We start from the raw sequence: 13,110 nt of genomic DNA on the forward strand, positions 1-13,110 counted from the left end.
GCTTTATCTTCGGATTGAATATGGATACGATTTTGTCCTTCGGTTGATAATGTAATATCGGTGCTAGTGCCGGTTATCCATGAACTATATGAACTCCACGTTCCATTTGAATAAGTACGGTATCTAAACTGTTTTATTCCTGAACGAGAGTCGCTAACATCTAAACCAACAGTGATATTAGAATTAGTCCAAGACTTACTATTAGGACTAAATGTTCCATTTGGATTGACCTTATCAATGTAATAATAACCTGAATAATCATTACCAATATTCCCCGCTTTATCTTCGGATTGAATATGGATACGATTTTGTCCTTCGGTTGATAATGTAATATCGGTGCTAGTGCCGGTTATCCATGAACTATATGAACTCCACGTTCCATTTGAATAAGTACGGTATCTAAACTGTTTTATTCCTGAACGAGAGTCGCTAACATCTAAACCAACAGTGATATTAGAATTAGTCCAAGACTTACTATTAGGACTAAATGTTCCATTTGGGTTGACCTTATCAATATAATAGTAACCTGAATAGGTATCACTTGTATTTCCGACATTATCTTCGGATTGAATATGGATACGATTTTGTCCTTCAGTTGATAATGTAACGTCAGTGCTAGTGCCGGTTATCCATGAACTATAAGAACCCCAAGACCCATTCGAATAAATACGATACCTAAACCGCTTTACACCTGAGTGTGAATCACTAAGGTTTACATCAACAGAAATGTTAGAGTTAGTCCAACTTTTGCTATTAGGACTAAATGATGTAGACGGTGCTACACCATCGACACCTAAATATTGTTCTATGGAACTCCAACCATAAGCATCGCCACTTGAAACATTGTCAACATTATCGATATAACGATGTCTTATAAATGTAGTTGCTCCATGAGTTTTCCCTTTAACCCCAAAAGTTACTTCTTTAGTGCCGCCACTCGAGTAAGTTCTATCTGCAGAAACAATATCAAAAGTTGATAAGTTATTCATTAAGAAGGTAAAATTCGTTGATGTTCCACTCCACAAATGATCCGCTACTTCCCTATCGCTTCCACTACCTAAACTAAGAGAGGATTCCTTTAATCCTGAATCACTATCATTACCCCTTATTTGTACATTCACTTGTTCATTAGGTCGAATCCAATAGGTATTACCATCTTGATAACGGTAATTCGTGACGGTTTCTTGTACATTCCCAGGACTAACACCATCAACTCTTAAAACTTTTCCAGTAGTATTATAACCAACTACATTATCAGCGTTATCTCTGAAATAATACTCAATATTGTAGGCGTGTCCATGTGTTTTCGGAACTATTCCCCATTTTATCTTACCGTAGCTGGTATTTTCTTCTCTGTCTGCTGAATTAATACTTACATGAGAACTTGTTATCCAATGATTATTATGAGTAGATGATTCAAAAAAATTATGTTGGGACCTCGCATCTACTCCTGAACCACCAAGTCTAAGGTATTGGAATCTGTTCCCAGAATGGGGATCATATTGTCTTAAACGAACATATACCTGGTCATTCGGTCTTACCCAGTAGTCGTCTCCGTTAATATATCTAGCATTATAAACATTAGATGCAGAATGACTAGGGGCTACACCATCAACTCGTATATTCATATACGTGTCATTATAACCTACAGTATTATTCTCAGTATCTCTGTAATAATATTGTACGTTATACGAGTGTCCATGCGTTTTCGGAACTACTCCCCATTTTACCTTACCATATTTGGTATTTTCTTCCCTGTTTGCTGAATTAATAGCTACATGGGAGCTAGTATAAAAATGGTTATTATGAGTAGAACTTTTATTAAAATCATGTTGAGACCTTGCATCTTGTGAAGAGCCATAAAGGCTCAGGTACTGGTATAGATTTCCTGTTTCATCATGTTGTCTTAATCGAACGTAAGCCTGGTCATTTGGTTGATACCAATAATCGTTTCCATTTTTGTAACGATAGTTATATAATCCGTGAGCAATATGCGTTGGTGGATCGGTATCTGGTGGTGGAGTATAGTTAATTACCGCGGGATCTCCCGCAAACCTCCAATATGCTGTATTCGTCCACCGTGTTTGATAACTATCATGGGGACTTTCAACACCATACCAAACGGCCGTCCCCGCTTCATCATAAGAGACAGTTTTATAGGTTTTATTCTTAGTGAAATATCCTAAAGTATATCCAGAACCCTCTGTTGATCTTGGTTTTTTTCTCCGAATAACACCATCACTTATCATTGATACATTTGTTGCGTTGATACCACTTGTTAAATCTAATGTACCTCCATTATAGGATTTGTTACTAAATTTAAATGGTAATATAAGTTGAGTATAAACAATGTGCGAATCAACACGTTTCACAATAAATAAATCCCATTCTGCCGCTTCCTGTTTATTTGGAAATAGATCTTGTAAAGGCAAATATGCGTTGAATCCTACATTATCGTATCGCATATTACAATCTTCAACATGTTTATTAGTTGCACCTGATGGACATTCATTCCAAACACCGGAACCTTGATTATTATATTCTAATTCCTCAGTTGCACTTAGATTTATAGGCAATGTACCATAAACATAGGTAGTGCCGACTCCACTATCCCCCTTCGCTTTTCTGGCAACTATGTATGTCTCATGATTCGAGGAAGTGTGTCTTTTGTGTCCATATAAAACAGACCATCCTTGAAAGGAGAGATAAGGTTGGCTCCCTTTTCCAAAGTCCTTCGTGACAACTTTATACCCACCACTTGTATATTTACTTCCGTAAACGTCATAAACTAACTTTTTTCCAGATTCGTAAGTATAAGTTTTTGTACCATAGTTAGAGTTCCATCCGCTTTTTACATAGGATTCTACATCATAAGGTGAACTTGCACCATATGAAGAAGATATAGTAAACACTATTATTCCAATTGCCACTAACAAAAAACTTAGAAGTATCTTTAAAGATGTTTTCATCAATTTCACCTACCTTTTATTCAAATCTAATTTATAAAGAAATAAATATTTCTAATTTTAATCTTTCTCCCCTTTAGCGAATAATAGATTAGAAGAATAGTGAAAATAATAGAATAAACAATAACATTTTATCTCTTCGTTTATTCTATTATTTTCACTACTCTAAAAATGGGAAAAGGGTTAACCCTTTCCCGATTTAAAATAGGTTACTAAAGAATGAACCAATAGATTTAAAAAAGTTAGATATCGAGTTAGTCATTTTCGTAAATACAGTTTGACTTGCTTCTTCCTCTATACTTGTAAGCAATTCACGTACTTCCTCTAATTCTTTGATTTCTTTTAACTCTTCTTGACCAAAGAATTCATTAATATCTTTTAACCTTTCTTTATCCTTACTCAATGATTCAACCAATTCGTTTGGGACATCTTCGTTCATTAGCCCAATGTCTATTAATTGGCTAATGTCTGCTTCAACTTCTAATTTTTTATTGTTTTTAATCCATTTCTCTAAAGCTTTTTTAGTTTTCTCAATAGGTGATTCTGGTTGTTTCTTTACCTCTGTTTCATCAACCCCAATAAGCTCTTCTTCTTCGCTAAATCCTTCCTTTTCTTCATCTTTAATGAGTTCTTCTTTTACCTCATCAACCTTCTCTACTGATTTAGATTCAGATTTTGCAACTGGTGTTGACTCTACCTTTGTTTCTACCTTTGGCTCAGGCTTTGGTTCAGGCTTTGGCTCAGGCTTTGGCTCAGGCTTTGGTTCAGGCTTTGGCTCAGGCTTTGGTTCAGGCTTTGGCTCAGGCTTTGGCTCAGGCTTTGGTTCAGGCTTTGGCTCAGGTTTTGGTTCATTTAAAACCGTATAAACCGTTAAGATCGCTCTTGGTAAATAACCATCCTTTGGCATAGATATTTCAATTTGCTGACCACTACTGCTATACTTTACTTGTTGAGTTGATATTCCAATAATATGGAAAACGTTGTCCTCTGCAAAGTAATAACCTTCTATTAAATCAGAACACGGTCCAGTAGCTTTCGATCTGTTATCGAAATCGTTTTTGTCTGAAACAATAGATATTTCACATTTTGCTTGTTTGAGTTCCTCTGCAAAGCTCACCCCGGGTAATCCCAAAGATAACAAACCAAAAACCATAATACCTAAACACAAACCTTTCCCAATCTTACCCATTTTTTTAACTCCATTCATAAATAGATTTTTCATAAAATCCTCCCCTTTCTTCTTGTTTTTTCGGCAGTTTGCAATAACTTTTCCTATCACTTTTTAGTACTTTATAGGTCTATAAACACAAAAAAGCGGCCATCGGAAAGTAGATTAGTAGACACACTTGTAGTGTGATTAATCCACAGTCCAATAGACCGCTAGTAGTTTAATAGAAACCCTGCTAACCTAGATATAGGTCGCACACAAAAATAAGAAAAAGTGATTATAAATAAATAATAACCCTTTTTTTATTCTTAATCTAGTGTTTTCTATCGAAAGTGGATTAAAAATTACCTTTTATTCTACATACTCATAAATGGCTGCCTGTCTTATGGTGTTCCCATTTCCTGTAAAATAGCGGGGGCTAATTGTTTCTACAACAGCTATAATGCTTGGCCCGTTTAAAACGTCTACTATATCATAAGTAGAATTTGTATATACATAAGGAAAGGTTATGTTTTGCCCAGGGTTATTTGGGTCTGGTGTTTGGTCGTCAATAAATTCTAGTACCTTTATTTTAAAAGCATTTTGGTAAAAAGAATTGGCAACAGGCACATAATTACTATCTAACCTAAGATGATACATCATACTTTCTTTAAAATTTATTTCCGCTTGCCCTTGATCAAAAACAACAAACCCCTGGCTTATTTGATTCTCATCAATAGCAAGCGAAGCATCATGTATAGCAAGTTCAAGGGTGTTTTTTAATTGTCTTGTAGCGGTTTTATCGGCATCAAGGTTATATTGAATAATCATGATTAATGCAAAAATAAAGATGAGAAAAAAACCTCTTAATGCTTCTGACACTACAATCACTTCTCCTTAAACTGGTTAATTAATATACTCACTTAAAATTTTTGTGTGTTTTTCGATATGACTTGGACCTTGATTAAACAAATCTAAAGCAAACAATATCCCTCGTGGAACACGAATATTGGCTTCAATGTATTCATTACGAGGTGTTAGAGTTGTTGTTGCTGTAATCTCAATATCACTTTCTGAAAAGTTATAATTATTTACTAACGTATCCTTCATTTCTTGAATGATAGTCGATGTAAAACGCCCCTCAATCGATGCCTTTTTTGCCCCTTCTGTTAAAACGACTTCTACTGCTTCACGATGTAGGCTATCTAAATAGGCAAGTATGGGGGAAAACATGATACAAATAGCAATACTAATGGTAAGCCATTTACCAATTGTTGATGACATATCATTATCTCCTTTCCTAAAATATTTTTTAAACAAAGGGAAGGGGATGTCTCCTCCCCTTTGCGGAATTTATCTTGTTGAAGAACTTGAAGTATCTAAAGGATGATTTGTGCTAGAAATCTTATCGTCTTTATAAGTGTTTGTTTCAGTTTCAATCATCCCATACCCAACGCTAAATAATAATGCTGCTATAACTACTACTGTTACCCCAATCTTCAGGAACGTGCTTAAAGAAGTATTCATTTTACTATTTCCTCCTATTTTGGTTGAATTTGATGTTCAGTACGAAGGACATCTTCGTGCTGACTATTTTTATTAGATAGGGCTTGATAAACAATCCCTATTAATAACGATGAGATAATAATCATTGTGATAGATACTTTTAAAAAGGTTGCTAAACTACTATTCATAGAAGACTCCCTTTTCTTACGGATTTAAAGCATCATTTTTGTAATCAATAATTTCTTGGTCATAACTATTTGATTCGTCTTCAATCATTTGATATCCGACAGAAAACAAGATTGCACTAATAACTATGACAGTTACTGCTATCTTCATAAAGGTTGCTAATGAAGTTCCCATATCCCTTTATCCTCCTTCTCAAATTATGAATTGTTTTCTATATAAGTTGAGATTTCATCAGATATTCCATCCATACGGGGAACTAAAATACCCCAAACACAAGCTACAATTACGATTACTGTGATAGCAACCTTCATGAAGGTGGAAAGACTGGTATTTATAAAAATCACTCCCTTCAAAACTTTTAAGATTAGTTTCTAGCAGCTTCCATGATAATGCTGACCATGTAGACAACAACAGCCATGAAATTTAATAGAATTAGAAAGTGTGTAACTTTTATAGGGATGGATGCTAAATCCGTTGTTATCTTTCTTCTTCTTCGATAATTTTCAATTTGGGAACGAACAAACATATTGTTCATACCACGCAAAGAGGTTAATGCAGTTTCTCGATCATTTTCATCTAGTCTCTTTAACACGGAAACCAGTGATTTTGCCTCTTTAGAACCTAAATCTTCTGCAAAATAATCAAGTGCTGAATCTGGACCTTCATCATCTGTCCACTTTGATAATAAGCGGGTTAAAGAACCATTAATAACATCAAAGTATGGTTTTAAATTCCGAATAAGGTTGTATGTATTGATCCTTGTGTTTTCCATCATTTCTACCTCATTAATGATTAAATCGTAGAGCATGAAAACTTCAGAATTCTTTTTTGCTTGGTTATAATCAATCACTCTCTTAACCACGTATTGGAACAAAGAGTAAGGAAAACCTGGTAATAATAAAACGTAAACGGCTACTAAAATTAATGTTGTCCAAATAGAGATTGTTGCTCCACTTATAAAGGGAATAAGTAAATAGTTGATTACTAAGAAGGTTAAAAGGGATATAAAAAAAACATAATACTTCACTCCATTAATCCCGAAAGGATAACCCGCTTCTTGAAGTAAACTTTCAGCTCCTGATTTCTTCGCTGAATCAACAACTTTACTTTTGCTCTCTTTTATTCTTTCACGAAATCGTAATCTTGTTTGCTTTCTCTCGGTTTTCGTTGAAAGACCGATATAAACCAAAACCCCTGAACCTACAGCTCCTAATGTTGCAAGAAAATATACAAACAAGGGTAAAAACTTATAGAGTAGTACAGATTCGTGCAAGGTACCCCTCCTCTCTCTAAATATCGTTTTTCGGTTTTTTCAAAATCATGGACGTAATAACTGAGAAAACGACTAACACGATACATACAACAAAGAGCATCCTTGTCCAAACATTACCGAATTGTAAATGGAACCAATCTTGTGCACCAGAGACGTAATAACCTAAAATCAAAGAGGCTATAAAGATTGGTACTGTTAAGTAACCATTCCAAACGGAATCCAAAGCATGACTTTTTTCTTCTTCAAGCATTTCTTCGGTTTCCTCAATCTGCCGGATCAAGGTTAAAAGTGTGTTTAGTACTTTCTCATCGTATAAATAAGATTTTAAGATGATATTTCCTAATCGTTTTGCCCAACTGCTTCCAGCTGTAAAGATAAATAATTCAATGGATAATCGAATTTCTTGTTCATTCCTAGATACCTGTAAATCCGAAATTAACCGAATTAAAACCTGCCGAAGTGCTTTATTTTTAACTTCCTTAGATGTTTCTACTAAGGCATGGTACATATCGTATTGGGCTGAGTTATAATTTTGAGCTAACATTTGAATAATACTTAAAAAATCACTTCCAACTGAATAACGTAAATTTCTTAATCGGATTTGTAAAATCATATATGGTATCAATCCAACCAAGATGGCAAGAAAGAAAGCAAAAAACAAATCACCAAAACTTAAGAATGAAAAGATCAATGTGAAAATAAATGCACAAGACGTTACAATAAAGAACGCAAGAATATCTTGTTCCTTTTTTTCTTTTGATGTAGTTTTAAGCAAAAAATAGATATGTCTAATAAAAGGATTAGTATATTGCTTTTCTTTTACTGTTTTAGTAGTACGTATCTTTCTCAAACGATAACGCTGCTGGAAATCATTCAATTTAGATTTCACTGAATTTTCGATCATGGTTTTGACTGTAACTAAAGTGATAACTAACAAAGTGATATAAAGAAAATAATCAATCCCAAATGTTACAAGCCAATGTTTTAATTGCTCCATCCTACCATTCCTCTTTATTTAGTTGATGATAGTTACTCATTGAGGATTCCCTCTCTCTCTCTTTAAGAAGGGACATAAGTTTTTTCGCTTCATCTAAGTTTTCTTCCATCATTAAACCGTATAAACGGTTTGATAAATTAGAAGAATAATAGTACTTTTGAGTAATCTTAGAGTAGCGGATAAGGTCCGTTACATAAGGTTTTCGTTTTTCTTCATCCCAACAAACCTCAGTAACCCCGATTACCCGTTTTTTTCTTCTATCCCGTTCAGTACTCATTGTTATGATGATATCAAGGTTTCTTGCTACCCTCTCAATCTCAATTTCAGGAGTACGGTTTGGGAACTCATCTAATAAATGTCGAGTCAACTGTGGAACAACATTATTAACATCTGTTAAGTGATAAGTAGAATACGAGCCTCTCTCCCCACGTTCTGCAGCTTGCATAAATCCTTCCATTTCTAAACTACGTATCTCTCCAACTACTATAAAATCATGCTCCATTCTAAGTAATCGAGGCACTGCGGTATGAAGGTCTCCTTCTTTTGCTTGTACTTCAAAGATTAAACGGTCGGGCATATGTTCTTTTAGATGAAGCTCAAAGTGCTTCTCCATTGAGGCAATAACATAACTAGGATCTCTTTCGCGTATCATCGATTTCATAAACGTAGATTTGGCACTACGTACACGTCCAGCAATGATGGTATTTGGCATAGTTCGTGATAAAGCTTGATAAATCGGTACATCACGTTCTGGTATAGTATTTAATCTTGCTTGTTCATATAAACTTAAATTTTTTACAACAAATCGACGTAACATAATGTAGTTTTCTCTAGAACGGGGGTTTTGAATCATCGTTATCCTACTGCCATCCTCTTTTTCAACCTCAAGTTCAGGATTTTGCTTGTTAATAACAGAATCCTCACTTCTCATGGTGAATGCACGTTTTATTCGGTCAACATGACGTTCATCTTCGAACTCTTCTTGTTGCTTTACGAACTTACCATCAATATCAATCCAAAGTTCAGTACCACGAATAACAGCTGCTTCACTGTTCGGGTATTTTTCCCACTTCGTCAGAATAGAAAGTCCCCACACTTCATGGAAAACGGCATCTGCTAAACTATCATAGAAAGAAGGATATTCATTAGAAGTAATATTCTGCTTTCGTAACACTTCTTTGATTTTGTCAACAAAGTACCCCATCGCATCCAATTTCCCAATAACCGCATCATGTTGTCTTTCTAAAAGCTCATTGTTTCCCGACTGTTCCTGTGAGTCATCAATTATGTCTCGCAATTCATTCCGAATAACAGTACAGATCTGTTTGAAACTTTTCTTTCGAGCAAAATTAGATACTCTTAAGGTTTCTTCTGATTCTCCAACCTTTTCACTTAGCCACTTGGCAGCATCAAAAGGATTATTAAAGTCATCTAGTAATGTATTTTCTAATTGTTCTTGCAAAGGATGTGATTTTTCAAGCACTCTACTCATACTTTCTAACCAACCCTTCCTGCTTTTTCTTACGGCCAAATAGATTACTAAAAAAGCTTTTTGCTTCTTCTATTGGTTGTTCTGACTCATCTCGTGTTAAGTTAGCTTTCCCAATAATCGTATTTACAATTGTTTCTAAGGCATTTTTATAGTCGTCATCTCCCGTATCATAAAGGAATTCGTTTTGTTTAACTGAAACAGGTCCTAAAACGTCTTGATCAGGAATTGAAGTCAATAAGCTCATTTCAAGCTCTTCTTGTAAGTCTTTTTCGTTAATTAACGAATAATTCGGACGATAACGATTAATTAAAAGTATAAAATCATCAGGAGTCCCTTTAATTGGCTCTAATAACTGGTGAAATACTAAAGGGTAATAATTCCGATAACCTTTTGTTTCCTGCGTGGTTATAAGAAATTTTAAGTCAGATGATAAAAAAGATTGTGCATAGCAAGCATTATCAAAATGGCAGCCACCATCGATTAATACGATATCAAAGGAGTTTTTAGCCACTTCAATAAGATGGGCAATTTCTTCTGTTTGATAAAACCGTTGTAGTTTAATATCTCGATTGCCCGCCAAGTGATAATAGTACTTAGTTTTATGTACATACTGTTGCAATTTCTGTTCTGTAAGATTTTTCGTTTTTAGTTCAACCTTAATATCGTTTAAATAATGACCATCATATTCTTGAAAATAATCAGCGGGGTCCCACGGATTTAAGGAAAGAACTAAAACCTTCTCTTTTGCTCGCTGTCCTAGTAATCTTGCAACATTTAGAACGGTTGTAGAAACTCCTGAACCAGAATGAGTACCAAAGAAAGAAATCAATCGGTTGGATACTAGATTATCTTCACCCGTCAAATGCTTTAATACTTCATTTACAACTTGCTCACTGTTATATTGCTCTGAAATGGGTATAATTTCATGACCGCTACAAACAAGTTGAATATTTCTTGTAATAACTTGACTTGGTACCCCACTTAACTTATAAAAAATAGGAATATCGCCATGCAGCTTCCGAACATTAGGTAGCTCACGATACGAAATCGTATCTCCATCTATTAAAATTCCATGTACTTCTACAGTGGTTTCAAAAGAGGGCTTGTCAAAAGTCAAACACAGTTCAACATTATCGTGACTTTGGAAAAGTTCTTTATAAGAAATGTCTTCACTGACAATTGCTAATGTAAAAACCATTTTCATCCCTCCTTAGTTATACGTAATGTATAATCGCCCTTCTTTTCCTAATACAGAATCAGCAATTTTATTAAAATCTTCTTCATTTAATAGAACTTCTAATTCACTAACTTTCCCTGAGGCATTTAATCGTTGTTGCAAACCCCCTGCTTGTTTTCCATCTTGATTTGTGACTTCTTTATTAGCTCCATCTTTTACATAAATCACAGGAACATCTTGTAAAATGGGTTTTAATTGAACAGCTTTAGCTTCTTCTTTATCCGACACTACTTGAACAGGTTGATCTTTATTACTAGAATCCTTACCTTGTAGCTTTGCGATTAACGTTTCATCAATTAGATAAATATCAATTCTATCTTTTCTTCGTAAACTACCTGGTGTAGCATAAATCCATTCTGCTGGGATTGGACGAATCGCTTCACCTTTACTTGAATTAGGTGTCATATCCTCAAAATCAATCATTTGTTTTGAAATCATAGAGTTACTAACAATACGTTGAGCGGCATCCTCTCCGATAATTTGATTTAAATCAGATGAATATACAACATCTTGAATAAGGTCTTTCTTTGAACGTCTTTCAACTGTAATTTTATCTTTAGAAATGGGTTCTTTTATTTCTATCGTTTCTCCAGGTTTTACAACCACGACTTCCACGGAATCAATCCGCTCTTTAAATACAAACTCCCAAAAAACGATAAAAGCCATAACCGATAAAGCAGTTAATATTCCTAGAGCTATTTTTACTGATGGCTTCACTCTTAATTCCTCCAACTAATTATTTTGGTTCGATACTAATTGACTTGTTAAACATATTTTTAAGCCAACTATTTTCTTTAGATTTTTTCTTTAAAAACTTATCCGGCAATAAATCTTTTAATATTGGTTTTACTGACTGATCGATGGATTGTTTCAAATGCTTTTGTTTATACAGAAAATCACCTTGATATTGTGTATCAAATACATCTTTTGGAGGAAAGTTTGGAATAACAGCATTTAACTTATCCTTATATAAATCATTAATAATTTCATTCTTTAAGAGCTTTTCATCAAAGCGATTTCCAATAATGGATGTTTTGTCATCCTCTAAAACCTTTCGATAAAAGGTAGTGGACTTATCCAATGATTCCTCAAGAAATTGGATATTTGAAATATCGGGTTCGATTACCATATACACTTGATCTGCTATATCATAAAATTCTTGAATAACTTCTTTGTCCCAATCACTCCCAACATCAACTATCGTAATTGGTGTTTGTGAGGTTAAAAGAATTTTAACGAACGTTTCAAAATTCACTTCATTTTGGTCATATACTGGTTCATCACTAGGATGTTTGACAATTAAATTTAAGTTGTCTATTTTCCATTCGAATACACTTAGTTTCTTAGGGTCTATTTCTTTCGTGAACTTATAGTATTTACTTCTATAGTTTGGTGCATTTTCATGACCAACAAAGCGGTCATAGGTATAAGCATGACTATAAGGACTTTCGATATAAGTGGTATCGACTCCCATATCCGCTAATACATTTGCTACAAGATGGCTAATAAAAGTACTTCCGCTCCTTGCAAATGGGCTGCCAATTAAAACTAACTTTCTCTCAATTGGTACACCTACAATACGGTCGACATTGCTCGTGACGTTTAATTGGAATTCACGTTTCACAACTTGTTTGTTAACAACCTTGTTTACAACTTTTTTCTCGATAACCTTTTGGATGATGGGTTTATCTTCTTTTTCCAACTTTTCATTAGATGGTGTTACTTCATCTTCACTGGGTTCGTCATCATCATCTTCTACAGGTTGTTGAAAATTTGCATTCGTATATGGAGTGGATGCTTTAAATTTTGAAGCATTACTATACTTCGGTTTTTCCATTAGTTGCTCTATCATTTCGTGTATATTAATCGAATTGTTATTAAAAATGTCAAGTACATTACGATTAACTAATTCACTAAGGAAAACATCGCCTTTCTTTCTTTCGCAAAGAAAAACAACACGAACGGAATCATCAAATTGAGTTCGGACTGTTTCTATTAAGTCCAACCATTCCATTTCTTTATCAGCTGGTGTTTCTTTGTCGCTTTGTAAATAATAATCGTGAACAATCAATATTTCGGGTTGCTCCGTTTCTAATATCTCTAACAGGTATTTATGATGTAAGACTTCTTGATCTAAAACAGCGAAATCATCAGCGTAATATTTAAATCTTTCTCTCAATATCTTGCTATAATTGGGTTCACCAATTGCCAATAATATACGTTTCATTTATAATTCACTCCTAAAGAATCAATAAAAAACCCGAGATATGCGAAATAGAACGTAACAAATGTACATTCTCTTTCGA

Annotated in this window: 13 protein-coding genes; all 13 read right to left on the reverse strand. The window is 34.4% G+C overall.

Features of this window, described 5'->3' with window-relative positions; translation table 11 throughout:
* Positions 1-2,930, reverse strand: a 2,930-nt coding sequence (locus J0N78_RS17380; RefSeq protein WP_209124345.1) for a serine-rich family protein, incomplete at its 3' end; no start/stop codon positions are given.
* A gap of 235 nt (positions 2,931-3,165) precedes the next feature.
* On the reverse strand, positions 3,166-4,188 hold the full coding sequence (locus J0N78_RS17385; RefSeq protein ID WP_209124346.1) for a hypothetical protein: 1,023 nt from the start codon (positions 4,186-4,188) through the stop codon (positions 3,166-3,168).
* Positions 4,189-4,485: 297 nt separating this feature from the next.
* Positions 4,486-4,995 (reverse strand): peptidase M23, encoded by a 510-nt coding sequence (locus J0N78_RS17390; protein ID WP_307794966.1) that lies wholly within the window; start codon positions 4,993-4,995, stop codon positions 4,486-4,488.
* A gap of 24 nt (positions 4,996-5,019) precedes the next feature.
* Positions 5,020-5,397, reverse strand: coding sequence for a hypothetical protein (locus J0N78_RS17395; protein WP_209124347.1), 378 nt, complete (start codon positions 5,395-5,397; stop codon positions 5,020-5,022).
* 69 nt (positions 5,398-5,466) lie between these two features.
* Positions 5,467-5,640: a hypothetical protein gene (locus J0N78_RS17400; protein ID WP_209124348.1), complete on the reverse strand. Its 174-nt coding sequence runs from the start codon at positions 5,638-5,640 to the stop codon at positions 5,467-5,469.
* Positions 5,641-5,654: 14 nt separating this feature from the next.
* Positions 5,655-5,807 carry a hypothetical protein gene (locus J0N78_RS17405; protein WP_209124349.1) on the reverse strand — a complete coding sequence of 51 codons (153 nt, stop codon included), beginning with the start codon at positions 5,805-5,807 and terminating at the stop codon, positions 5,655-5,657.
* Positions 5,808-5,823: 16 nt separating this feature from the next.
* Entirely contained in the window at positions 5,824-5,979 is a 156-nt protein-coding gene (locus J0N78_RS17410; protein ID WP_209124350.1) for a hypothetical protein, read from the reverse strand.
* Positions 5,980-6,169: 190 nt separating this feature from the next.
* On the reverse strand, positions 6,170-7,078 hold the full coding sequence (locus tag J0N78_RS17415) for a hypothetical protein (RefSeq protein ID WP_209124351.1): 909 nt from the start codon (positions 7,076-7,078) through the stop codon (positions 6,170-6,172).
* Between the two features lie 16 nt (positions 7,079-7,094).
* Entirely contained in the window at positions 7,095-8,075 is a 981-nt protein-coding gene (locus tag J0N78_RS17420; protein WP_209124352.1) for a hypothetical protein, read from the reverse strand.
* 1 nt (position 8,076) lies between these two features.
* Positions 8,077-9,567, reverse strand: coding sequence for an ATPase, T2SS/T4P/T4SS family (locus tag J0N78_RS17425; RefSeq protein WP_209124353.1), 1,491 nt, complete (start codon positions 9,565-9,567; stop codon positions 8,077-8,079).
* A complete protein-coding gene (locus tag J0N78_RS17430; protein WP_209124354.1) occupies positions 9,560-10,765 on the reverse strand; it encodes a P-loop NTPase family protein in 1,206 nt (401 codons plus the stop codon). Before J0N78_RS17430 ends, J0N78_RS17425 begins: the two co-directional genes overlap by 8 nt.
* Positions 10,766-10,777: 12 nt before the next feature.
* Positions 10,778-11,521, reverse strand: coding sequence for a CpaB family protein (locus J0N78_RS17435; protein ID WP_209124355.1), 744 nt, complete (start codon positions 11,519-11,521; stop codon positions 10,778-10,780).
* A 19-nt stretch (positions 11,522-11,540) separates the two neighbouring features.
* Positions 11,541-13,031, reverse strand: coding sequence for a P-loop NTPase family protein (locus J0N78_RS17440; protein WP_209124356.1), 1,491 nt, complete (start codon positions 13,029-13,031; stop codon positions 11,541-11,543).
* Positions 13,032-13,110: the final 79 nt, after the last annotated feature.

Origin of the sequence: Alkalihalobacillus sp. BA299 (genome assembly GCF_017745675.1) — a bacterium.
In the GTDB taxonomy this organism is placed as follows: domain Bacteria; phylum Bacillota; class Bacilli; order Bacillales; family Bacillaceae_F; genus Alkalihalobacterium.

Coding starts and splice junctions, on each gene's coding strand:
- J0N78_RS17385 (WP_209124346.1), bottom strand. CDS start 4,188: ATGAAAAATCTATTTATGAATGGAGTTAAAAAAATGGGTAAGATTGGG.
- J0N78_RS17395 (WP_209124347.1), bottom strand. CDS start 5,397: ATGTCATCAACAATTGGTAAATGGCTTACCATTAGTATTGCTATTTGT.
- J0N78_RS17400 (WP_209124348.1), bottom strand. CDS start 5,640: ATGAATACTTCTTTAAGCACGTTCCTGAAGATTGGGGTAACAGTAGTA.
- J0N78_RS17405 (WP_209124349.1), bottom strand. CDS start 5,807: ATGAATAGTAGTTTAGCAACCTTTTTAAAAGTATCTATCACAATGATT.
- J0N78_RS17410 (WP_209124350.1), bottom strand. CDS start 5,979: ATGGGAACTTCATTAGCAACCTTTATGAAGATAGCAGTAACTGTCATA.
- J0N78_RS17420 (WP_209124352.1), bottom strand. CDS start 8,075: ATGGAGCAATTAAAACATTGGCTTGTAACATTTGGGATTGATTATTTT.
- J0N78_RS17425 (WP_209124353.1), bottom strand. CDS start 9,567: ATGAGTAGAGTGCTTGAAAAATCACATCCTTTGCAAGAACAATTAGAA.
- J0N78_RS17430 (WP_209124354.1), bottom strand. CDS start 10,765: ATGGTTTTTACATTAGCAATTGTCAGTGAAGACATTTCTTATAAAGAA.
- J0N78_RS17440 (WP_209124356.1), bottom strand. CDS start 13,031: ATGAAACGTATATTATTGGCAATTGGTGAACCCAATTATAGCAAGATA.